We start from the raw sequence: 22,097 nt of genomic DNA, 5'->3' as shown, positions 1-22,097 counted from the left end.
TGAGATCGTCGCGGGATACAACCGCCGTTCGCGGACGTTGCCTCTCGATCCGAACAGGGAGAAGGATGGGATGAAACGGTTTTACGCGGCGGCGCTCGTTCCGCTCGCCCTCGCCGGCTGCGGCAACAAGCCCGAGGTGAAAGCCGAAAACGCCTCCGTCGCGCAGGTGGCCGTCGCCGCCAGCAAGGCGATGCGGATGGAACCGGGCAAATGGCGGACCGAAATATCGGTCGATTCGGTCGATATCGCGAATGTGCCGCCGCCCGCCGCCGATATGATGAAAAGGCACGCCGGCAAACAGACCGTCGAGACATGTGTGACCAGCGCGCAGGCCGAACGACCGCCGGAGGAACTGCTCGGCGGCAATGGCACGAAATCATGTCGTTACGACAGGTTCGAGATCAGGAACGGGAAGCTCGACGCCGCGATGACCTGCCAAGGCGGCGCATCCGGATCCGGCACGATCCACAACACGATATCGGGTGATTTCAGCGGCAGCGGCTATGATCTGGTCGGCATTGCCAAGGTGGATATGAGCGGCCAGGGCATCACCACCAGAACGAAGATCAGGGGCGCCCGGATCGGCGCATGTGACGGGACGGAGGGGTAATCCTCCCTCCCGCCGCGACGCGCCGCTTCAGAACGGCAGCTTGAAGCCCGGCGGCAATTGCAGGCCGCTGGTCATCTTCGCCATTTCGGCGGAGGAGGCCGCATCGGCCTTGGCACGCGCATCGTTGAGCGCGGCGGCAACGAGATCCTCGACCATCTGCTTTTCGGATGGCTGAAGCAGCGATTCGTCGATCGACACCGCGATGATGCGGCCCTTGGCGGATGCCTTCACCTTGACGAGCCCGCCACCGGCAGCCCCTTCCACCTCGATCGTGTCGAGATTGTCCTGCGCCTTGGTCAGTTCGTTCTGCACGTTCTGAGCCATGGCAAGAATATCGTTCAAGTCTTTCACAATACGCTCCGTTTGGGCCAATCAATAAGCTCTGCGTCGGGGAATGCGGCACGCGCCGCCGCCACGATCGGGGAATCGAGGATCGCCTGACGCGCCGCTTCATCGGCCGCGTCATCAGCCTCCTTCATGCTTGGCTCGCCCGGTTCGTCGACCATCGCGATCTTCCACGCGCGCCCGGTTTCTGCCTTCAACACCTGCGCGAATTCAGTCAGCGTATCGGCGGAAACCGGGCGGGAGCCGCTGAATGCGATCTCCCCCGGCGCGATCCTTACCAGCCGGGCGTTGCTGCGCAGGCGATGATAAAGCGCGTGATGGCCGCGCTCCGGGAGCAGCGCCATCAGGCTGGCGAACTCGCTCGCCGGGCGCTCGCTTCTGGCAGGTGCGGCCACCGCCGGGCCGTTCACCGTGATGCCGCCACTGGCGATCTGCCGGGCGAGTTCCCCCGGATCGGGGAGCGTCGAGGCATGAACGACGCGCAGCAGCGCCATCTCCGCCGTTTCGATCGGCATCGCGGCGCGCGCGACCTCGTCATGCCCCTTCAGCAGCAATTGCCACAGCCGATGAAGCATCGCGAAGGAAAGCCGCCCCGCCCATTCGCCATAAGCGCCGCGCTCATCCTCCGGCTGTGCCGGGTCCGCCGCCGTGCCGACCTTGACCAATGTTACGCCATGGACCGCCTCCAGCAGCGCGCGGAACACCGATTGCGGATCGACGCCCAGATCATATTGCCGCCGCAGCGCCACGAGCGCCCCCGGCGCATCCCCGGCAAGCAACAGCCCGAGCAGATCGCGCACCGCGCCACGATCGGAAAGCCCGAGCATATCGCGCACCGCCGCAGCGGATACGCCGCCGCCCTCCAGGTCCGCATGGGCGATCGCCTGATCGAGGATCGACAGCCCGTCACGCGCCGATCCTTCCGCCGCGCGGGCGATCAGCGCCAGTGCTTCCGGCTGGGCCTCGACCGCTTCCTCGGCGCAGACCCAGGCGAAATGATCCGCGAGTTTCTCTGCCGGAATGCGGCGCAGATCGAAACGCTGGCAGCGCGACAGCACGGTGACCGGCACCTTGTTCACCTCTGTCGTGGCGAACAGGAATTTCACATGTGCCGGCGGCTCCTCCAGCGTCTTGAGCAGTCCGTTGAAGGCGGCCTTGGACAACATGTGGACTTCGTCGATGATGTAGATCTTGTATCGCGCGGAGACGGCGGCGTAGCGCGATGCCTCGATGATCTCGCGGATATCGTCGATGCCGGTGTGGCTGGCGGCGTCCATCTCGATCACGTCGATATGGCGCCCCTCCGCGATCGCGCGGCAAGGCTCGCATTTGCCGCACGGATCAATCGTGGGGCCGCCCTGCCCATCCTCGCCGACGCAGTTGAGCGCCTTGGCGATAAGCCGCGCGGTGGAGGTTTTCCCCACCCCGCGCACGCCGGTGAGCAGAAAGGCATGGGCGATGCGATCGCGCCGGATCGCATTTTCCAGCGTGCGCACCATCGCCTCCTGCCCGATCAGCGCGGGGAAGGTCTGCGGCCGATATTTCCGCGCGAGCACGCGATAGGCATCGCCACCGCGCTGCGGCTGGGGCGGTTCGTCGAGGCCGAGTGAATCGCTCATCGGCTGGCGCGGGGGAGATCGAACTGGGTCACCGCGGTTAGATAGACCCTGCGATCACATTCGTCAGCCGCATTCATCGCGCATTGCCGATCTTCGCGATAGTTTCGCCATCGCTTGCGCAACGCGCGGTGGGAGCCGGAACGACCCGCGGCGAAATCGTTGTGGCTGCTTCCGTCAGGATCTGACCAGGTTGGCGACGACCACGTCCGCCCGACTCCCGCGCGCCATATGGCGGAGCCGGGCGGCGGGTTCAAGCCATGTTACCAGCCGCGAACGCGATAACAGACGCGACGAGGGCGATAGTGCCCGCGCCATTCGCAAATGCGGCGCCATTTCGGCCCGCGATTCCAGCCGTGGCCGCGGTCCCATCCACGATCCCATCCGCGATGGCGGCCATTGTCACCGCGCCAGTGGCGATCGTGGTTCTGGTAATAGCCGTCACCACGCCAGTCCTGCGCCTGCGCGGCCGCGGGGAGGAAAGCGCCCGCCGCCATCATACCGGCAAGGCCAAGGATCATCCTGTTCATGTGGCTCACTCCTAACCTTTTCCACATGAGCCGGATTCTGGCTTACCGGCCCTGCATGTTCCGTGAACCTTTTGGTAATCTCACAGTCAGGCCGTCGAGCGCCTCGGAAAGGACGATCTGGCACGACAGGCGGCTGGTGCGGGTCGCGTCATAGGCGAGATCGAGCATGTCCTCCTCATCCTCGGTCGCGGGAGGAAGGCGATCGAAATCGGTCGCGTCGACGATGACGTGGCAGGTGGCGCAGGCCATCTGGCCCTCGCACGTCCCCTCCAGCGGCTGACCATTACGCTGCCCGACTTCGAGGAGACTTTCCCCGGCGGCGGCGGAGACCTCGCTCACCGTGCCGTCAATCGCCACGAATCGCACTTTCATCGTCATGCCGCGATCCTTTGCGCGTCCGCCGCCGCGATGATGCGGGCGAGTGCCGTCTCCAGTTCCTGCTCAGTCGTATAGCGCCCGAAACCAAGCCTGATCGACGTGCGCGCCTCCACATCGCTCAGGCCAATCGCCTTGAGCACATGGCTGGGCCGCCCAGAGCCGCTGGCGCAGGCCGATCCGGCGGAAAAGGCGATATCGCGGCAATCGGACATCAGCCGGTTCACGTCCACGCCCGCCCGGCGCACGTTGAGATTGCCGTGATAGCGCCCGGCCAGCGCGCCATTGATCGTCCACCCGGCGAGCCGATCGGTCGCCAGTGACCATAATCGCTCGACATGCGCGCGATCCCGCTCCGCGCGCGCCGCCATCAGCCGCGCAGCGACCCCGAAGCCGACGCACAGCGCGGGGCTGAGCGTTCCCGAGCGCCCGCCCTCCTGATCGCCGCCATGGAGCAGCGGTGCCAGCGTAACGCCATCGCGAATCCATAGCGCGCCGACGCCTTTCGGCCCGTGGATCTTGTGCGCGGAAAGCGCGATCAGATCACAACCATCGGGAATGGCGACCCGGCCATAGCCCTGCACCGCGTCGCACAGCATCAGCGCGCCGGCGGCATGGGCCTGGGCGGCAACCTCCGCGATCGGCTGGATCACGCCGATCTCGTTGTTGACCAGCATGGTGGCGACCAGCGCTGTCCCCCCGAGCGCCCCGGCCAGCGCGGCGCGATCGACCAGCCCATCGCGGTCGACGGGAACGATCCGCGCTTCGCCAGCCGCCCGCGCGGTATCGAGCACCGCCGCATGTTCGGTCGCGATCGTTGCGATCGGGCCGCCGACGCCCTTGATCGCCCAGTTAAGCGCCTCTGTCGCGCCCGAGGTGAAGACCACGCGACCGCCAGCCGGCAAGAGCGCGGCGATCTGCGCGCGCGCCACTTCTATCGCCGCTTTCGCCTTGCGCCCGGCGGAATGGGCCGAGTGCGGATTGGCGTGATCGTCGCGCAGCCATGGCACCATCGCCTCGAACACCTCGGGCGCGAGCGGCGTGGTCGCCTGATAATCGAGATAGATCATGCCGCGAGCCGCCGCGCGTGCCGCGCCACATCGCGCCATGCGGCGATGAAGCGATCGACATCCTCGCCCGTCGTGCCGCGCCCGAAGCTCACGCGCACCACTTCGCGGGTCTCCTCCTCGCTCCACCCCATCGCGCGGAGCACATGGCTCGGCTTCATGCTGCCGCTGGCGCAGGCGCTGCCCGCGGAAACCGCGATGCCAGCAAGATCGAAGCGGATCAGTTGCGCGGTCGCGGCAAGGCCGGGAAGGCGATAACTGCCGATCGCCGGGTGGCGCGCCGCTTGTTCCCCCACGACTATCCCACCGGAGCGGCGAATCGCATCGTCGAGCCGCGCGCGCAACGCCGAATGATCCGGCTCCGGCTCCGCCAGCGCGGCGGCATAGCCGAGCGCCGCGGGCAGGTTTTCCGTCCCCGGACGATAGCCGCGCTCCTGCCCGCCGGTGGGCCGGAGCGTGGCGAAATCGCGCACCAAGAGCGCGCCGATCCCCGGCGGCCCGCCGCGCTTGTGCGCGGAAAGCGCCACGAAATCCGCGTGCTCCGCAAGCTCGCCGGACGCGGGCATTTGCGCCGCATCGACCAGCAGCAGCCCGCCAGCGGCATGAACGATTCTCCCCGCCGCCGCGATCGGCTGGCGCACCCCGGTTTCGCTGTTGCACCATTGCAGGCAGACGAGTGCAGGCGCGCCCGAAACCGCTGCCGACAGCGCGTCTAGGTCGATCACGCCATCCGCTTTCACCGCCGCCGAGAGCGCCAATCCGCCCGCGCGGATCGCCGCATCATGCTCCACCGCCGACACGATCCGCCGCTCGACCAGGGATCGCCCGAGCGCGATCTCAAGCGATTCGCTCGCGCCGCTCGTCAGCAAGGTCTCGTATCGCCAGCCATAAGCGGCGGCGATCGCGGCGCGCGCCTCCTCCAGCGCGGCGCGCGCGGCGCGCCCCTCCGCATGGGGGGAAGACGGGTTCGCCCACATTCCCTGCCCCCGCGCGACGGCGGCGATCGCCCCCGCCGTCATCGGCGTGGTGGCGGCATGATCGAGATATAGACGCGACTGCACAGCTTGTTCCGGCAAAACTCGTTCCAAATCCGCTGACGTGCCCTATATAGCGCGCATCGCCCGGCGCTACACCCGCGCCCCCAAAGAACGAGAAACAATGCCTGAAGTGATCTTCCCCGGCCCCGAAGGCCGCCTTGAGGGGCGTTTCGTCCCCGCTCCCAAGCCGCGCGCACCCGTTGCGATGATCCTGCATCCGCATCCCAATGCGGGCGGCACGATGAACAATCATATCGTGCAGGCGCTGTACAAGACGTTCCAGCGACGCGGCTTCGCCACGCTGCGTTTCAATTTCCGCGGCGTCGGCAAAAGCCAGGGCACGTTCGACAACGGCATCGGCGAGCTTTCGGATGCCGCGAGCGCGCTCGACTGGGTGCAGAGCTTCCACCCGGAAGCATCCACCACCTGGATCGCCGGCTTCTCGTTCGGCGCGTGGATCGGGATGCAATTGCTGATGCGCCGTCCGGAGATTCGCGGCTTCATCTCGATCGCGCCGCCGGCGAACCTTTATGATTTCACCTTCCTCGCGCCCTGCCCGTCGTCCGGCATCATCATCCAGGGCGAGCAGGACGAGGTGGCGACGCCCGGTGCGACGCAGAAGCTGGTGGATAAGCTCCGCACGCAGCGCCACATCACGATCCACCATGACGTGATCCCGCGCGCCAACCATTTCTTCGAGCATGAGATGGACGACCTGATGAAGTCGGTCGATAATTATCTCGATATGCGGCTCGCGCCGGATTCGCCGATCCGCTGAATGGCAAAAGGGGCGCTCCGAAATGGGCGCCCCTTCTTCTTCAGGCCGAAGGAAGCGTCCAGATCAGGACGTTGGCGATCAGCACCGCCGACATGACGAGCAGCAGCACGCCCTTGCGCCGATCCCGCCCCTTGCTCACCAGATACAGCCCGCCGATCAGACACGCGAAGGCGGCGATCATCCCGATCGACGGCGCGGCCTGAGCGATGCCGAGCAGCGCGTCGTTCATGGCCGGCGGCGGATCAGTTCACCCGCCCCATCGCCAGGAATTTCACGCGGCGATCCTTGCGCAGCGCCTCCGGCGAGAGCGAGGCCAGTTCGTTGAGCGAACGCTCGATCGCGTCGCCGAGCACAGCGATCGCCGCCGCGCGATCACGATGCGCGCCGCCAACCGGCTCGGGCACGATCGCGTCGATCACGCCGAGCGATTTCAGATCCTGCGCCGTCACCTTCATCGCCTCTGCCGCCTCTGCCGCCTTGTCGGCGGTGCGCCACAGGATCGAGGCGCAACCCTCCGGCGAGATCACCGAATAGACGGCGTGCTCGAACATCAGCACCCGATTGCCGCAGGCCAGCGCGACCGCGCCGCCCGAGCCGCCCTCGCCCACCACCGCCGCAACCATCGGCACGCCAAGCGCGAGACTTGTCTCGGTTGAACGCGCGATCGCTTCCGCCTGCCCGCGCTCCTCGGCCTGAAGGCCGGGGAAGGCGCCCGACGTATCGACCAAGGTTACCACCGGCAGCGCGAAGCGATCGGCGAGTTCCATCAGGCGCACCGCCTTGCGATAGCCTTCGGGCTTACCCATCCCGAAATTGTGACGCAGGCGCGACGCGGTATCGTCGCCCTTCTCATGGCCAAGCACGAGCACGCGGCGGCCACGGAAAGTGGCAAAGCCGCCAAGGATAGCCTGATCGTCGGCAAAGCCGCGATCGCCGGCAAGGGGAACGAATTCATCGAACAGCCCGGCGACATAATCCTTGAAATGCGGCCGTTCGGGATGGCGCGCGATCTGCGTCTTCTGCCAGGCGGTCAGCTTCGCGAACGTGTCGCGCAGCAGCTTATCGGATTTCGCCTGCAATTTGGCGACCTCCGCGTCGATGTTGACGCCGCCATCGGCGCCAGTTTCGCGTAGTTCGTCGATTCGCGCTTGCAGTTCGGCGATCGGCTTCTCGAAATCGAGGAAAGTCGGCATGGTATGGGCGCTAGGGCGCGCGCTTCGCCACGTCAACGAGCGGATGGTATTCGTTGACCAGTTCTACCAGCCGCCGACTGTCGACATGGGTGTAAATTTCGGTCGTGGCGATGTCTGCATGGCCCAGCATCGACTGGAGCGCGCGCAAATCCGCGCCGCCTTCCAGCAGGTGCGTGGCAAAGGCGTGGCGCAGCACATGCGGGCTGATGCGATCGGGCGGAATGCCGGCATCCGCGGCCAGCGCGCGAATCAACTGATAGAGGCGAACGCGCGACAAATGCCCCTTGCCCGAAGGAAACAGGAACGGCCGATCCGCAGCGACATGCTCCCGCCACCGCGCGACCGCCGCGCGCGCGCGATCGGAAACCGGCACCAGCCGCTCACGCCCGCCCTTGCCGCGCAGGATCAGGAACGGGCGATCGGGCTGGATCGCGTTGCGCGGCAGCGAAACCAGTTCGGTCGCACGCAGGCCGGAGCCGTAGAGCAGCTCAAGCAGCGCCTCCATCCGGCTGTCGCTGGGATCGGGCGGGTCGCGCGCCAATCGCGCGGCGAGTGCCCGGAACAGCCGCTCGATATCGGCGTGCGACAGCGTCTTCGGCAACGCGCGACGGGCGCCGGGGCGCGGCAGCGCAATGCCGGGATCGTCGCCGCGCATCCCTTCATCGACAAGAAAGGCGTAGAAGCGGCGCAAGGCAGCCGATTTGCGCGCCACGCTCGCCCGCGAAAGCGGCAGCCAGCTTTCCCCCAGGCGCGCGAGCGCAGCTTCGTCGGCGCGCGCCAGTTCGCCACCCAGCACCTCCGAGGCGAGCAGCAGATCGCTGCGATAGGCGGCGATGGTATTGCGCGCGGCCCCCGCCTGCGCGGCCATCATCTCCAGAAATCGGTCGATCAGGGCGCGATCGGATGCCATCGCGGCGCGCGTCAGGCGCGGGTCAACGCTTCAACCGCGATCATCCGTGCCTCGCCGCCCAGCCCGACGACGCGCAGCGCGGTGATGATGCGATAGAGCATGTCCGGCGGCACCCCGCGCCAGTCCCCGGTCTGCATCCCGATCGCGGCGAGCAGCAGCACGGTCGCCGGCTGACGATCGCGGGTGGCGCGATCGAGCGCGCGCGTCCACGGGTTGTCCGCGCCGATCGTGACGTTGAATTCCTGCGCGCCGCGTTCGATATCGCCGGGCGAAAGGCGCCCCAGCCCGGCAAGGCCGGCGAAGAACAATTGCTGCTTGCGCGCGCTGGCATAGCCAGAAACCTGCCCGTAGCCGAGCCGCGTGGCGCCATCGGGATCGGCGAGCATCAGCATCGCCCAGCCATCGCTACCCTGCGCCACGGTGTCGCGCCAGCGCATCGCGGTGCGATCCATGCCCGCCGAAAGCATCGCGGCGACGATGCGATCCGCCTCGCTTTTGCCGTCGCCGGGGCGGACGCGGGCGGCGGCGCGCGCGGTGAGGATCAGCCGGGCATATTCGCCCTGCCTCGTCGTCGCACCTTCCCACAATTGCCGCAGCGCGCCGAGCCGGGTCGGCACGTCCGCGCCGGCATATGCGCTGCGCAGATCGGATGCGGTGGCGGAAAGCGCCGCCGGCATGTCGTCCGCCGCGTCGATCGCTCCGTAAAGATCGACCAGCGCGAGGTTCGACAACACCCCCATCGCCGCCGCGCGTTCGGCGGGTGCGGCGCGATCGGCGAGCGGGATCGCGGGCGTAAGCGCGCGCCAGCCGGTGACTTGCGGCCCGACCGTTTCGTACAGCGAATCGGGCACCGCGATGCCGGTCGCGGTGGCGAGGCCGAAGCGCCATGCGTTGAGCTGGACAACAGGCCCCCATTCGATCGTGATCGCCTCTCGGCTATCCGCGCCAGCGCCGATCACCTTCTGCGCCAGCCGCAGATCAATACCGCTCGCCACGCGGGCGCGGCGTGCCTGTGCGATCAGCGGCTGCGCGGCGCCCGGTTCGCCGACCAGCGCGGCGCACATCGCTTGCGCCAGCATCCATCCCGGCTGATTGTCATTGCGCAGCGCAGCATCCGTCAGCGGGCAAAGCGCGCCTGGATCGGCCGTCGCCAGCGCCGCCTGCATCCACACGTCGCGCAGCTTGGGCGTGGCGTTGCGAATATCGACCGACTGAACCAGCGCGCGCGCGGAAACCGATTCGCCCATGCGCAGCAACAACCATGCGCGCTCCGCCGCGAAATCGGCGCCGTTCAGCCCATATGGCGTATCGACCTGCGAAACCAGCGCACGACGGAGCGCGATCGACAACCAGCGCGACGGGAGCGGCGCGGAAAGCCGCCGCATCAGCACTTCCAGGAAACGACCGTCGGCATTGCCCCACGCGTTCCGCGCGAAACCGCCCTCGGCGGTGCCAGTCGGTCCGACCAGCGCGAGCGAACGGCGCGCGAAGGCGGGCATCTCATATTGCGCCAGTGTCGCCGCGTCGGGCGATGGGATCGCGATCGGGGTTGGCGCTGGCGCGATGCCGTTGTCGGGAAGCCCGATCGGCGTCTGTTGCGCGGCGGACACCGGCGCCCCTGCGGCAGGCGGCGGCGCGCTCGGCGGCGGCGCGGCGGTCGGTTGCGCCACCGGCTCACCGAAGCCCGGCGGCAGCAGCGATTCGGGGGATTTGTTGTTCTGGGCGACCGCAGCGGCGGCGAGCGTGGCGGCCGTCAACGCGGCCGCGGCGGCCTTAACCCGCGAGATTGCCAAGCTCGACCGCCTTTTCGATCCGCGTCATCGGCTTTTCACCCGCTCGACCGGCGAAGAAGTATAGCGCGCCGATCACGATCAGCAGCAGCACCACCAGCGAGACGATCAACCGAGACATCAAACCCATCCTGTCCGACGCGAGAACCCGACCACTCGACTATGGCCTACGCGTCGCTGCGCTGTATAGCCGCGCTGACGATGTTGCAAAGCCCCGCCCCCGCTTCACCGATATGGACCGGCCAGCCGATCGTGCTGGTGGGGCTGATGGGCGCGGGCAAATCCACCGTCGGGCGGCGGCTGGCGATCCGGCTCGGCTTGCCCTTCGTCGATGCGGATAACGAGATCGAACAGGCGGCGGGCATGACCATCGCCGAGATGTTCGCGCGATATGGCGAGCAATATTTCCGCGCCGGGGAGCGCCGCGTGATCGCGCGGCTGATGGACGGTGCGCCAAAGGTGATCGCGACCGGCGGCGGCGCGTTCGTCAACGATGAGACGCGCGCGCTGATCCTGGCGGAGGCGCTTGCGATCTGGCTCGATGCCTCGATCGAGGTGCTGGTGGAGCGGGTGCGCAAGCGCGACCATCGCCCGCTCTTGACCGGGAAAGACCCCGAAAAGGTGCTGCGGGAACTGGCCGCGCTCCGCAACCCGCTCTACGCGCAGGCGCCCGTCCGCGTGCCGAGCAACAATGTGCCGCATGATGTGACCGTGCGGGCGATATTGGAGGCGATCGGCAAGTGAGCGTGGTGAAGGTGGAACTGGGTGCGCGCAGCTATCCCGTGACGATCGAATCCGGGCTGCTGGCCCGCGCGGGCGAGCATCTTTCGCCGATCGCGCGCGGACGCCCGATCGTGATCGTGGCGGACGAGAATGTCGCGCGCCATCTCGCGGTGCTGCGCGGCTCGCTCGATGCCGCGGGGCTGCGCAGCGAAGCGATCGTCCTGCCCGCCGGCGAAGGCTCGAAAAGCTGGGCGACGCTGGAGGCGCTCACCGACCGGCTGCTCGATCTCGGCGTGGAGCGCGGCGATCATGTCATAGCACTTGGCGGCGGGGTGATCGGCGATCTCGTCGGCTTCGCCACCGCGATCCTGAAGCGCGGCTGCGGCTTCGTGCAGGTGCCGACCACCTTGCTCGCGCAGGTCGATTCGTCGGTCGGCGGCAAGACCGGGATCAACACGCGCGCGGGCAAGAATCTGATCGGCGCCTTCCACCAGCCGAAAATGGTGCTGATCGACCCCGACGTGCTCGATACCCTGCCCGCGCGGCAGGTTCGCGCCGGCTATGCCGAAGTGGTGAAATACGGGCTGATCGACGACGCCGGTTTCTTCGCCTGGTGCGAGGCGAATGGCGCGAAGCTGCTCGCCGGGGATGCGGAAGCGCGGACCTATGCGATTTCCCACGCCGTCGCGGCCAAGGCGCGGATCGTGGGCGACGACGAGTTCGAGACATCCGGGCGCCGCGCGCTGCTCAACCTCGGCCATACCTTCGGCCATGCTCTGGAGGCGGAAACCGGCTTTTCGGAGCGGCTGCTGCACGGCGAGGGTGTGGCAGCGGGCTGCGCGCTGGCGTTCGGCTTTTCCGCCGCGCAGGGGCTGTGCACGAGGGAGGACGCCGAACGCGTCGCGGCGCATTGGCGGGCGAGCGGGCTGCCCGATGGCTTGGCCGCCGCTGGAATCAACGCGCCAGCGGCGCGGCTGATCGAGCATATGCGCCATGATAAGAAAGCGAGCGCGGGGCGCATCCCGTTCCTGCTCGCGCGCGGGATCGGCCAGACCTATCTTGATCGCGATGTCGATCTCGGCGCGGTCGAGGCGTTCCTCGCGGCGGGTTGACGGCGGCTCAGCGCGATTTCAACCGCGCAGACCGCTCCACGCGAGCCACAGCCACGCGCCGATCAGCAATGCGCCGCCGATCGGCGTGATCGCGCCGAACCAGCGCGGCGCGCCGATCGCCATCAAATAGAGCGTGGCGGCGAACAATCCGCCGCCCGCGATGAACAGCCATGCCGGCCCGCGCAGATCAAGCCGCAGCGCGACAAGCGCGGCCACCGCGTGGATGAGTTGATAATGCGCGCCCGTCTTGAGCCATTCCGCCGCCGCGCCGCTCGCGCCATGCGCGCCGAACGCACCGGCGGCAACCGCCATCGCGCCGGACAGCGCAGCGAGGATCATCAGCAGATTCATTTATCGTTGCTCCCCCATGGCACCTGCTGCGCGGTAAGCGTGCGCGCCGCGCGAATGTCACCGGCTTCGATCTGGATACGCAGCCGCTCCTTGTCACGCGCGCGATACATCGCCTCGGCGCGGTCGATCTCCTCATTGGCGACGCCCAGCTCGCCCAGCGCGCGCCGGGCCATCGTCACCGCGGATTCGAGCACCTCGCGGACCACCAGTTTGGCCGGCCCGCCTTTGAGCTTCACCAGCGCGCGGCGATCGTAAGCACGAACATAGATGGCGGCATCGGGAAACGCCTTGTGCACGCCCTCCATGATATCGGGCGAAATCTGGTCCCCGTCGATGCAGAACAGGATCAGTTCCGCGTCCGCCGCGCCCGCCTGTCGCAACACGTCCAGCCGGGTGCCGTCGCCGTAATAGACCTTGGCGCCGAATTCCGCGGCAACGTCGATCATCTCGATATCGGTGTCGATCAGCGTCACCGGGATCTCGCTCGCCAACAGAATCTGCCCGACCGTCTGGCCGAACCGGCCATAACCCACCACCAGCGCGTTGGCGCCGTCCGCGCTCGGCCCCTCGCGCTCCTCATCAGCGCGGGCGGGCTGCTCGCGCAGCCGCCGCGTCGCCATCATCAGGAACGGCGTGGTCGCCATCGACAAAGTGATGATCGCGCCGAACAGCGAAGCCGCATCGGGCGCGATGAGATAGGCGTTGGTCGCCTGCGCGAACAGCACGAAGCCGAATTCGCCGCCCTGGCTGAGCAGCACGCCAAGCGCCAGCGCGCCGCGCCAGTTCATGCGGAAGGCGAGCGCGATGAGGAAGATCACCAACGTCTTCGTCGCGATCAGCGCCGCCGCCATCGCCGCCACGAACAGCGGGCGCTCGGCGATCGCGTGCAGGTTGAGCATCATCCCGATCGTGAGGAAGAACAGGCCAAGCAGGATCGAGCGGAACGGCTCGACATCCGCCTCCAGCTCATGGCGATACGGGCTGTCCGCCAGCATCACCCCCGCGACGAACGCGCCCAGCGCGGTGGAAAGGCCCAGCGCCTCCATCAGCGCCGCGCTGGCGATCACGGTGAACAAAGCGGCGAACACGAACATCTCGCGCTCACCCAGATTGCCGATGCCCCGGAACAACGGCCGCAGCACGAAACGCCCCGCCGCGATCAGGCCGACGATCGCCGCGATGGTATAGATCACCAGCACCCAGCCCGGCGGGCCGCCGGTATCCGCCGGATTACGGCTCATCGCGGCGATGATCGTGATGAGCGGGATGATCGACAGATCCTGAAACAACAGGATCGAGAAGGCGCGTTCACCGAACGGCGTGCGCAGCCGCCCGGCCGATTGCAGCATCGGCAGCACCTGCGCGGTCGACGAAAGCGCGAGCGGCAGCCCCAGCGCCAGCGCCGCCGGGATGGAGAAATGCGCGAATATCGCGATGATCGCGCTGATCGCGATCCCGCACACCGCGACCTGGATCAGCCCCAGCCCGAAGATATCCTGCTTCATCCGCCACAGCCGCGCCGGGTTCAACTCCAGCCCGACGATGAACAGCAGCAGCGTGATGCCAAGTTCAGCGATCCCCAGCCGCGATTCGGCATCCCCGACCAGCCCGAGCATCTGCGGCCCGACCACCGCGCCCGCGACGAGAAAGCCCAGCGTCGCGCCCAGCCGCAACCGACGGAAAAGCAGCACGAAGCCAAGCCCGGCACCCAGCAGGATGAAGCCATCGCGCAGCAGCGAGGTGGCCGCGCCGGGATCGCTCATCGCGGCACTTCTCCCGCCCGCTCAGCCGCCTCAGCCGCCGCCTCGAAGGCGAGACGGATCGACGGATGGCGGGCATGATAAGCCAGCGCGGGGAGGAATACCTCAATGCCGGGCCAACCCGGCTGAGCGCCCGCGCCCGCCAGCCATGCGGCCAGTTCATCGCGCGCGGTGCGAAGTTCGTGCGGAGATCGACCGATAATACTGGCGGCGAGCAGCGCCGATGAAGCCTGCCCCAGCGCACAGGCCCGCACCAGCATTCCAATCTCGCTGACCCGACCGTCCGATCCCAGATTGATATCCACCGTCACGCGGCTGCCGCAGATCGGCGAACGCTTTTCGCTCGATGCCATCGGCGCATCGAGCCGGCGATCCGGCACCTGGGTGGTCAGCCGGAGAATAGCGTCATTGTATAGCGGGGCGTTCAAAGGCTCCCGTCCTTGGCCGCGCTTCCATTCCCTGTCGCCGGAAGCAAATCGCCGAACACCGCCTCCCCACGCCTGCGCCGCTCGACGAAATCGGCGATCCCGGCGCTTGTCGCGTTGAGCAACGGATAAGTGCGCGCCTTCGCCAGCCAGGCCGGGCGATGCGCCGGGCCGCCGCTGATCGTATCGAGCACCAGCACGATCAGGAGAAACGCGAGGCTGGACAGGATCAGCCCCTTGAGTGCGCCAAAGCCAAAGCCTAGCGCACGGTCGATCGGGCCGATCGCCGAAGTCCGCACCCGTGCGCCGATCGCATTGGCGACGACGCGGCCAAGAAAATAGGTGAGCCCGGCCAGCACCGCGAACGCCAGCACCGCCGCCCCCGATTCGGTGCCGATCAGCCCGGTCATCGCTTTGGCGAGCGGAAGGTGAAAGAGTTTCAGCGCGAAAACCATCGCCACCCAGGCGAACAGCGCCAGAACCTCCGTCACAAAGCCGCGCTTGATGCCGAGCAGGGCGCTTCCTCCCACCGCGATCAGAACGAGGATATCAACGCCGTTAAGGTTCATCGGGTCCGCTTCGAGAATAAGGTGTGCATCAGCCGCTACCCGCGCCCCAGCATATGGTCAACGAACTGGCCGAGCGTGCGGAAGCCCGCAAGCTGCAACTCGCTTTTCTCCCGCGCGATCGCCACCGGCACGAGCGCGCGTTCGAACCCCAGTTTACCCGCCTCCTTGAGGCGTAGCCCGGCATGAGCGACGGCGCGAACCTCGCCTGACAGCGCGATCTCGCCGAACGCCACCGCCTCCGCCGGCACCGGCCTTTCGCTCAGCGCGGAAACGAGCGCCGCCGCCACCGCCAGATCAGCCGCGGGATCCTGCACGCGATAGCCGCCCGCGATGTTCAGATAGACTTCCGCCGAGGAGAAACTCAGCCCGCATCGTGCCTCCAGCACGGCAAGGATCATCGCGAGGCGCCCCGAATCCCAGCCGACCACGGCGCGGCGCGGTGTCGCCCCGCTCGCCAGCCGCACGACCAGCGCCTGTATCTCGACCAGCACGGGGCGCGTCCCTTCAAGTGCTGGGAAGACGGTGGTGCCGGTCACGCCCTGTTCGCGCTGCGTCAGGAACAGGGCGGACGGGTTCGAAACTTCGGCCAGCCCTTCCGTCTGCATCGCGAACACGCCGATCTCGTCGGTGCCGCCGAAACGGTTCTTGATCGCGCGCAGGATGCGATATTGATGGCTGCGCTCACCCTCGAAGGCGAGCACGGTATCGACCATATGCTCAAGCACGCGCGGGCCGGCGATCGTGCCGTCCTTGGTGACATGGCCGACCAGCACCAACGCGGTGCCGCGTTCCTTTGCGAAACGGATCAGTTCCTGCGCGGAGGCGCGCACCTGGCTGACCGTGCCCGGCGCGCCCTCGATCAGGTCGGAATGCATCGTCTGGATCGAATCGATGATGAGCAGGGCGGGCGGGCGCTCCTGCCCCAGGGTCGTCAGGATATCGCGGACGGAGGTGGCGGCGGCGAGTTGCACCGGCGCATTGCCCAGCCCGAGTCGCCGCGCGCGCAGCCGCACCTGATCCGCCGCCTCCTCCCCGGAAACATAAGCCACGCGTGCGCCGGCAAGCGCCATCTTCGCCGCCGCCTGCAACAGGAGTGTCGACTTGCCGATCCCCGGATCGCCGCCGATCAGCGTGGCGGAGCCCTCGACGAAGCCGCCGCCCAGCGCGCGATCAAGCTCCGCGATTCCGCTCGCCAGCCGGGCGGGCAGCGCAACCTCGGCATCCAGCCCCACCAATGTGATCGCGCGCCCGCCGCCTTGCAGATTATGCTTCGCCTGAAACGGCGTGACGATCACGGGCGTTTCCTCGACCAGCGTGTTCCATTCCGAACAATCGAGGCACTGCCCCTGCCATCGCGAGGTGACGGAGCCGCAGGACTGGCAGACGAAACGCTTCTGGATCTTGGCCATCGCGCATCGGTAGCATTGCCGGAACGATAGGGGAACAGCGGTGACGAACCGTTAACCTTGCGGGCAATCGCCCCGTGCCGCTCCATCGCCGCGAAGAAACGTCGCGACCAGGCGCGGCTGCCAAGCGTCATTCGCGTGCGGGTATCGTGAGTCCGCGCTGCACCGCCGGGCGCGCCAGTCCGCGCTCCAGCCACGCCGCCACATTGGGGTAATCGTCGAACCCCACCAGTTCGCGCGCCTCATAGAATGTGATGAGATTGCGCACCCAGCCAAGCATCGAAATATCCGCGATCGTATATTCGTCGCCGAGGAACCAGCTTTTGCCGCTCAGCGCGCCGTTCATAACGCCGAGCAGACGCTTCGCCTCGTCCGTGTAGCGCTGGAGCGGGCGCTTGTCCTCCCATTCGCTGCCCGCGAATTTGTTGAAGAAGCCCAATTGCCCGAACATCGGCCCGATGCCTCCCATCTGAAAAATCACCCACTGCACCGCTTGCCAGCGCGCGGCCGGGTCCGCGGGGATGAACCGGCCCGTCTTGTCGGCGAGATAGAGCAGGATCGCGCCGCTCTCGAACAGGCCCAGCGCCTGCCCGCCTGGGCCATCGGGATCGATGATCGCCGGAATTTTTCCGTTCGGATTTAGCGACAGGAATTCAGATGTTTTCTGATCGCTTTTGCCGAAATCTATCAGATGCGGTTCATAAGGCAGGCCGGTTTCTTCCAGCATGATCGAAACTTTCACGCCATTGGGCGTCGGCAGCGAATAGAGCTGGATGCGATCCGGGTGGGTCGCCGGCCAACGCCGGGTGATCGGAAAGGCGGAAAGGTCACGCATCTGGGGTTGCTCCGGCAAATTGGGGACCATTTGCAATTAGGTGCGCGATTGCGCGGTTCAACCGGCTTTTCGTCCCCTCCCCGGCTCGATCCGTCGCCCAAGGCTTGCGGGTCAGGCTTCAGACAGGATCGTTGTCCTAAGACAGAACCGAGGAGTGACCATGTATCGAAAGGCGTTTCTGATCGCGGCGAGCGCGATGCTTGCCAACCCCGCCGTTGCGCAAACCGCCGCACCGGCCCCTGCCGCCAGCGCCGCGCACGGCGTGGCCGCCGGGGCAATTGTATATGACGCGCAGGGCGACGTTGTCGGCACGATCGTATCGACCGACGGCACCAACGCCGTGGTCGACACCGGCACCGTGAAGGCCGCGCTCGCGCTCAGCGCGTTCGGCACGAGCCCGAAAGGCCCGACGCTGGGCATGACCAAGGCGCAACTGGACGCCGCCGCATCGCAGCAGCAACCGAACTCAGCCGAATTCAGGGCCAAGCTGGTGCCGGGCGCGGCGGTTTACGGAAGCGGGGGCACGGAAATCGGCAAGATCAAGGAAGCCGACGCCCAGTTCATCACGCTCACCACGCCGCATGGCGACGCCCGCCTGCCGATCGCCGGTTTCGGCCCCGGAACGAACGGCATCACGATCGGCCTCACCGCCCAGCAACTGGAGGCGGCGATCAAGGGCGCCGCGCCGCAGAAGTAATCGCCACGCAAATCGCCCCGGCAGCGCGCCGGGGCGTCACCCTGGTTCAGGCGTCCGCGCGCGCCGCCTCAAGCGACGCTCGCACCGCGGCGACGGCATCCTGCGCTTTCGCGGCGTCCGGCCCGCCGCCCTGTGCCATATCGGGACGGCCACCACCGCCCTGCCCGCCGAGCGCGGCGACCGCGCTTTTCACCAGTTCCACCGCGCTGAACCGCGCGACCAGATCGTCCGTCACGCCCACCGCGACCGACGCGCGGCCATCGTTGATCGCCACCAGCACCGCCACGCCCGAGCCGAGCCGCTGCTTCGTCTCGTCCACCGCGCCGCGCAGGCCCTTCGCCTCGAAACCGTCGAGCACCTGACCGATGAACGCCACGCCGCCGGCCTGTTCGGCCTGCACCGGCGCGGCGCCGCCACCGCCGCCCATGGCGAGCGCCTTCTTCGCCTCGGCCAGTTCGCGTTCCAGCCGCTTGCGCTCCTCAAGCAGCGCCGCGACGCGCGCCGGCACTTCATCGGGCGTCGTCTTGAGCGCCGATGCCGCCTCGCGCAATTTCTCGTCGCGCTGGACGAACCATGCACGCGCGGCTTCCCCGGTCAGCGCCTCCACGCGGCGCACGCCCGAGGAAACCGCCCCTTCGCTCACCACCTTGAACAGCCCGATATCGCCCAGCGCGTTGACATGGGTGCCGCCGCACAATTCGAGCGAATAGATCTTGTCACCATTTTCGGTGCCCATCGACACGACGCGGACCTCGTCGCCGTATTTCTCGCCGAACAGCGCCATCGCGCCCATTTCGATCGCCTCGTCGGGCGTCATCACGCGCGTGGTGACCGATCCGTTCTGGCGCACCATCGCGTTCACCGCGGCTTCCGTATCGGCGATCTCGGCCGCCGTCATCGCCACCGGGTGCGACACGTCGAAGCGCAGGCGATCGGGCGCGACCAGCGATCCCTTTTGCGCGACATGCGTGCCGAGCCGCTGGCGCAGCGCCTCGTGGAGCAAATGGGTGGCGGAGTGATTGGCGCGAATCGCATCACGCCGCTTCACGTCGATCGCAAGGCGCACCGGATCGCCCACCTTCACGTCACCCGCGCCGACCGTGGCATGGTGGACGAACAATTTGCCGAGTTGCTTCGACGTATCCGAAACGCTCGCCGCGAAGCCATGATCGCCGGTGATGCTGCCGGTATCGCCAACCTGCCCGCCGCTTTCGCCGTAGAAAGGCGTCTGGTTGACGATGATGTCCACCGCATCACCCGCGCCGGCGCGCTCGACCTTGGCGCCATCCTTTACCAGCGCGAGAACAATACCTTCGCCGGTATCGTTCGCATAACCAGTGAACTCGGTCGCGCCCAGTTCCTCGGTGAGATCGAACCACAATTCATCCGACGCCTTCGCCCCCGAACCCTTCCACGCCGCGCGCGCCGCGCGCTTCTGCTCCGCCATCGCGCTGTCGAAACCGGCGCGATCGACCGACAGATCCTGCGCGCGCAGCGCATCTTCGGTGAGGTCGTAGGGAAAGCCATAAGTGTCATAGAGCCGGAACGCGGTTTCGCCCGACAGCACGTCGCCGGCCTTCATCCCCGCGGTCGCCTCGTCGAGCAGCTTCAGTCCCTTGTCGAGCGTCTGGCGGAAACGCGTTTCCTCCTGCTGCAAGGTCGCCTCGATCAGCGGCTGCGCGCGAACCAGTTCGGGATAGGCCGCGCCCATCTCCGCCACCAGCGCCGGCACCAGCCGGTGCATCAGCGGATCTTTCGCGCCGAGCAGATGCGCATGGCGCATCGCGCGCCGCATGATGCGGCGGAGCACATAACCGCGCCCCTCGTTCGCGGGCAACACGCCATCGGCAACGAGGAAGCCCGAACAGCGCAGGTGATCGGCGATCACGCGATGGCTCGCCTTCATCTCGCCATCGGTCGGCGTATGCGTCAGCGCGCCGGAGGCGGCGATCAGCGCCTTGAACGTATCGGTATCGTAATTGTCGTGGACGCCCTGCAACACCGCCGCGATCCGCTCCAGCCCCATGCCGGTGTCGATCGAGGGCTTGGGCAGATCGCCGATGATCTGATCGGCCTCCTGCAGATGCTGCATGAACACGAGGTTCCAGATTTCGACGAAGCGATCGCCATCCTCGTCGGGCGATCCGGGCGGGCCGCCGGGGATATGATCGCCGTGATCGTAGAAAATCTCCGAGCACGGGCCGCACGGGCCATCCGAGCCCATCGCCCAGAAATTATCCTTGGTCGGGATGCGGATGATCTTGTTGTCGGGCAGGCCCGCGATCTTCTTCCACAGATCGAACGCCTGATCGTCGGTGTGATAGACCGTGACCAGCAGCCGATCGGCGGGGATCGCGAAATCCTTCGTCAGCAACGTCCACGCATGGGTGATCGCCTGTTCCTTGAAATAATCGCCGAAGGAAAAATTCCCCAGCATTTCAAAGAACGTATGGTGCCGCGCGGTATAGCCGACATTATCGAGATCATTGTGCTTGCCGCCAGCACGCACGCATTTCTGTGAGGAGGTCGCCGTGGAATAAGGCCGCGTTTCCAGCCCGGTGAACACGTTCTTGAACGGCACCATCCCGGCGTTGACGAACATCAACGTCGGATCATTCTGGGGCACGAGCGGCGCGGATGGCACGATCTGATGACCGTTGCTGCCGAAATAGTCGAGAAACGCGCGGCGGATGTCGTTGGTCGATGTCATGCCCGCGACTTAGGCGAGCACGGCAGAACGCTCAAGTGAGACAAATACGCCGCTGCAAAGGATTCAGGCGGCTGCCTTGCGCGCCTTATCGAGTTTCTTGACCAGCATCTGGCGCTTCAGGCGCGAGATATGGTCGATGAACAGCACGCCGTTCAGATGGTCGATCTCGTGCTGCACGCATGTCGCCATCAGGCCGGAGAATTCGTCCTCATGCGCGGCGCCATTTTCGTCGAGCCATTTCACGCGGCAGCGCGCGGGGCGCTCCACCTCGGCATATTGCTCGGGAATCGAGAGGCATCCCTCGCTGTAGGTCGACATTTCATCGCTGACCGACAGGATTTCCGGGTTGATGAAAACGCGCGGATCGCGCTTCGCCTCGGGTTTGGCGTCTTCTTCCTCGGTCTCGCGTTCCTGAAGATCGACCACCATCACGCGGCGGATCACCCCGACCTGGCTGGCGGCGAGGCCGATGCCATGCGCGGCATACATCGTGTCGAACATATCGGCGACGAGCGCGCGAACGCCATCGTCCACCGCCTCCACTGGCTCGCAAACCAGGCGCAGGCGGGGATCGGGAATCTCTACGATGGGCAATACGGACATAGGTGTGAGCTAGGAGCGCCGGGCGCGATCGTCAAGCAACCGGGCGCCGCGCGCGCAGCGCCTGCGCCAGCGTACCCTCATCGAGATAATCGAGTTCGCCGCCGACCGGCAGGCCATGGGCAAGCTGCGTCACCCGCACCGGGAAACGCTCGATTCGCTCGGCGAGATAATGCGCCGTCGTCTGGCCCTCCAACGTCGCGTTCATCGCCAGCACCACCTCGTCGATTCCCCCGGCCTCGATCCGGCGAATCAGCGAATCGATCGCCAGATCCTCCGGCCGCACCCCTTCCAGCGCGGAGAGCCGGCCGCCGAGCACGTGGAACCGCCCCGGAAACAGCCGCGAGCGATCCAGCGCCCACAGGTCCGCCACTTCCTCCACCACGCACAGCGCGCGCGGATCGCGGCGCGGATCGGCGCAGATCGCGCACGGATCGGTCGTATCAACATTGCCGCAGACCGAGCAGGTCGCCAGCCGCTCCTCCACCCGCGTCAGCGCGGCGAGCAGCGGCACCAGCGCCGTCTCGCGTTTCTTCACCAGATGCAGCACCGCGCGGCGCGCCGATCGCGGCCCCAATCCGGGAAGCCGCGCCAGTGCGCTCGTCAGCGCCTCGATCTCCTGCGATGCCATAAGCGGAACAGATAGGGGGTTGCGCGC

At 66.9% G+C, this 22,097-nt stretch carries 25 protein-coding genes and 1 other RNA gene; 5 read left to right on the top strand and 21 right to left on the bottom strand.

From position 1 onward, the window contains the following. The first annotated feature begins 70 nt into the window (after positions 1-70). Positions 71-610 carry a DUF3617 domain-containing protein gene (locus tag Q0316_RS14435; RefSeq protein WP_298673702.1) on the top strand — a complete coding sequence of 180 codons (540 nt, stop codon included), beginning with the start codon at positions 71-73 and terminating at the stop codon, positions 608-610. Between the two features lie 27 nt (positions 611-637). On the opposite strand, the gene Q0316_RS14430 is transcribed toward Q0316_RS14435, so the two are convergent. The 7 genes from Q0316_RS14430 to Q0316_RS14400 all read right to left on the bottom strand — a co-directional run bounded on the left by Q0316_RS14430 (position 638) and on the right by Q0316_RS14400 (position 5,604). Continuing rightward, positions 638-961: a YbaB/EbfC family nucleoid-associated protein gene (locus Q0316_RS14430; protein ID WP_298673699.1), complete on the bottom strand. Its 324-nt coding sequence runs from the start codon at positions 959-961 to the stop codon at positions 638-640. Continuing rightward, the gene (locus Q0316_RS14425; RefSeq protein ID WP_298673697.1) at positions 958-2,574 is read right to left on the bottom strand and encodes a DNA polymerase III subunit gamma/tau; all 1,617 of its coding nucleotides are present in this window, start codon (positions 2,572-2,574) and stop codon (positions 958-960) included. Before Q0316_RS14425 ends, Q0316_RS14430 begins: the two co-directional genes overlap by 4 nt. Positions 2,575-2,698: 124 nt before the next feature. Further along, positions 2,699-2,796: signal recognition particle sRNA small type (ffs, locus tag Q0316_RS14420), an RNA gene on the bottom strand. 38 nt (positions 2,797-2,834) lie between these two features. Next, entirely contained in the window at positions 2,835-3,101 is a 267-nt protein-coding gene (locus tag Q0316_RS14415) for a hypothetical protein (protein ID WP_298673695.1), read from the bottom strand. Positions 3,102-3,143: 42 nt separating this feature from the next. After that, positions 3,144-3,479, bottom strand: coding sequence for a 2Fe-2S iron-sulfur cluster-binding protein (locus Q0316_RS14410; RefSeq protein ID WP_298673692.1), 336 nt, complete (start codon positions 3,477-3,479; stop codon positions 3,144-3,146). Then, positions 3,476-4,546 carry a cysteine desulfurase family protein gene (locus Q0316_RS14405; RefSeq protein ID WP_298673968.1) on the bottom strand — a complete coding sequence of 357 codons (1,071 nt, stop codon included), beginning with the start codon at positions 4,544-4,546 and terminating at the stop codon, positions 3,476-3,478. The genes Q0316_RS14410 and Q0316_RS14405 overlap by 4 nt, the downstream gene beginning before the upstream one ends. Next, on the bottom strand, positions 4,543-5,604 hold the full coding sequence (locus Q0316_RS14400) for an aminotransferase class V-fold PLP-dependent enzyme (RefSeq protein ID WP_298673690.1): 1,062 nt from the start codon (positions 5,602-5,604) through the stop codon (positions 4,543-4,545). Before Q0316_RS14400 ends, Q0316_RS14405 begins: the two co-directional genes overlap by 4 nt. A gap of 97 nt (positions 5,605-5,701) precedes the next feature. Here Q0316_RS14400 and Q0316_RS14395 point away from each other — a divergent pair, with 97 nt between their 5' ends. Continuing rightward, on the top strand, positions 5,702-6,358 hold the full coding sequence (locus Q0316_RS14395) for an alpha/beta hydrolase (RefSeq protein ID WP_298673687.1): 657 nt from the start codon (positions 5,702-5,704) through the stop codon (positions 6,356-6,358). 40 nt (positions 6,359-6,398) lie between these two features. Here the strand turns inward: Q0316_RS14395 and Q0316_RS14390 are convergent, their stop codons facing one another. The 5 genes from Q0316_RS14390 to Q0316_RS14370 are packed head-to-tail and all read right to left on the bottom strand — an operon-like array spanning position 6,399 to position 10,372. Then, positions 6,399-6,587, bottom strand: a complete 189-nt coding sequence (locus Q0316_RS14390; RefSeq protein WP_298673684.1) for a hypothetical protein — start codon at positions 6,585-6,587, stop codon at positions 6,399-6,401. 13 nt (positions 6,588-6,600) lie between these two features. Next, positions 6,601-7,551 carry an acetyl-CoA carboxylase carboxyltransferase subunit alpha gene (locus Q0316_RS14385; RefSeq protein WP_298673682.1) on the bottom strand — a complete coding sequence of 317 codons (951 nt, stop codon included), beginning with the start codon at positions 7,549-7,551 and terminating at the stop codon, positions 6,601-6,603. Positions 7,552-7,561: 10 nt separating this feature from the next. Continuing rightward, positions 7,562-8,461, bottom strand: a complete 900-nt coding sequence (locus tag Q0316_RS14380; protein WP_298673680.1) for a tyrosine recombinase — start codon at positions 8,459-8,461, stop codon at positions 7,562-7,564. 11 nt (positions 8,462-8,472) lie between these two features. Further along, on the bottom strand, positions 8,473-10,218 hold the full coding sequence (locus Q0316_RS14375; protein WP_298673679.1) for a hypothetical protein: 1,746 nt from the start codon (positions 10,216-10,218) through the stop codon (positions 8,473-8,475). A 16-nt stretch (positions 10,219-10,234) separates the two neighbouring features. Then, positions 10,235-10,372, bottom strand: coding sequence for a hypothetical protein (locus Q0316_RS14370; RefSeq protein WP_298673676.1), 138 nt, complete (start codon positions 10,370-10,372; stop codon positions 10,235-10,237). 80 nt (positions 10,373-10,452) lie between these two features. On the opposite strand from Q0316_RS14370, the gene Q0316_RS14365 reads away from it, so the two are divergent. Beyond that, a complete protein-coding gene (locus tag Q0316_RS14365; protein WP_298673674.1) occupies positions 10,453-10,995 on the top strand; it encodes a shikimate kinase in 543 nt (180 codons plus the stop codon). After that, entirely contained in the window at positions 10,992-12,086 is a 1,095-nt protein-coding gene (gene aroB / locus Q0316_RS14360; RefSeq protein WP_298673671.1) for a 3-dehydroquinate synthase, read from the top strand. The genes Q0316_RS14365 and aroB overlap by 4 nt, the downstream gene beginning before the upstream one ends. A gap of 18 nt (positions 12,087-12,104) precedes the next feature. On the opposite strand, the gene Q0316_RS14355 is transcribed toward aroB, so the two are convergent. The 6 genes from Q0316_RS14355 to Q0316_RS14330 all read right to left on the bottom strand — a co-directional run bounded on the left by Q0316_RS14355 (position 12,105) and on the right by Q0316_RS14330 (position 17,432). Next, positions 12,105-12,437 (bottom strand): DUF423 domain-containing protein, encoded by a 333-nt coding sequence (locus tag Q0316_RS14355; protein WP_298673669.1) that lies wholly within the window; start codon positions 12,435-12,437, stop codon positions 12,105-12,107. Then, entirely contained in the window at positions 12,434-14,200 is a 1,767-nt protein-coding gene (locus Q0316_RS14350) for a cation:proton antiporter (RefSeq protein ID WP_298673666.1), read from the bottom strand. Before Q0316_RS14350 ends, Q0316_RS14355 begins: the two co-directional genes overlap by 4 nt. Beyond that, a complete protein-coding gene (locus Q0316_RS14345; RefSeq protein ID WP_298673664.1) occupies positions 14,197-14,625 on the bottom strand; it encodes an iron-sulfur cluster assembly scaffold protein in 429 nt (142 codons plus the stop codon). Before Q0316_RS14345 ends, Q0316_RS14350 begins: the two co-directional genes overlap by 4 nt. Continuing rightward, positions 14,622-15,191, bottom strand: a complete 570-nt coding sequence (locus Q0316_RS14340; RefSeq protein WP_298673661.1) for a CvpA family protein — start codon at positions 15,189-15,191, stop codon at positions 14,622-14,624. The genes Q0316_RS14345 and Q0316_RS14340 overlap by 4 nt, the downstream gene beginning before the upstream one ends. Before the next feature lie 35 nt (positions 15,192-15,226). Further along, entirely contained in the window at positions 15,227-16,600 is a 1,374-nt protein-coding gene (gene radA, locus Q0316_RS14335) for a DNA repair protein RadA (protein ID WP_298673659.1), read from the bottom strand. Positions 16,601-16,727: 127 nt separating this feature from the next. Further along, complete coding sequence (locus Q0316_RS14330) at positions 16,728-17,432, bottom strand: glutathione S-transferase C-terminal domain-containing protein (protein ID WP_298673657.1); 705 nt, start codon at positions 17,430-17,432, stop codon at positions 16,728-16,730. 160 nt (positions 17,433-17,592) lie between these two features. On the opposite strand from Q0316_RS14330, the gene Q0316_RS14325 reads away from it, so the two are divergent. Continuing rightward, positions 17,593-18,129, top strand: a complete 537-nt coding sequence (locus Q0316_RS14325) for a hypothetical protein (RefSeq protein ID WP_298673655.1) — start codon at positions 17,593-17,595, stop codon at positions 18,127-18,129. Between the two features lie 46 nt (positions 18,130-18,175). On the opposite strand, the gene alaS is transcribed toward Q0316_RS14325, so the two are convergent. The 3 genes from alaS to recR all read right to left on the bottom strand — a co-directional run bounded on the left by alaS (position 18,176) and on the right by recR (position 22,070). After that, a complete protein-coding gene (alaS, locus tag Q0316_RS14320) occupies positions 18,176-20,839 on the bottom strand; it encodes an alanine--tRNA ligase (protein WP_298673653.1) in 2,664 nt (887 codons plus the stop codon). A gap of 63 nt (positions 20,840-20,902) precedes the next feature. Further along, positions 20,903-21,442 (bottom strand): peptide deformylase, encoded by a 540-nt coding sequence (def, locus tag Q0316_RS14315; RefSeq protein WP_298673652.1) that lies wholly within the window; start codon positions 21,440-21,442, stop codon positions 20,903-20,905. A gap of 31 nt (positions 21,443-21,473) precedes the next feature. Then, positions 21,474-22,070, bottom strand: coding sequence for a recombination mediator RecR (gene recR / locus Q0316_RS14310; protein WP_298673651.1), 597 nt, complete (start codon positions 22,068-22,070; stop codon positions 21,474-21,476). Positions 22,071-22,097 lie beyond the last annotated feature (27 nt).

It is taken from the genome of uncultured Sphingomonas sp., from assembly GCF_937871615.1.
In the GTDB taxonomy this organism is placed as follows: Bacteria; Pseudomonadota; Alphaproteobacteria; order Sphingomonadales; family Sphingomonadaceae; genus Sphingomonas.
Note: the sequence above shows the minus strand (reverse complement) of the source record. Positions and strands in the feature narration are given on the sequence as shown.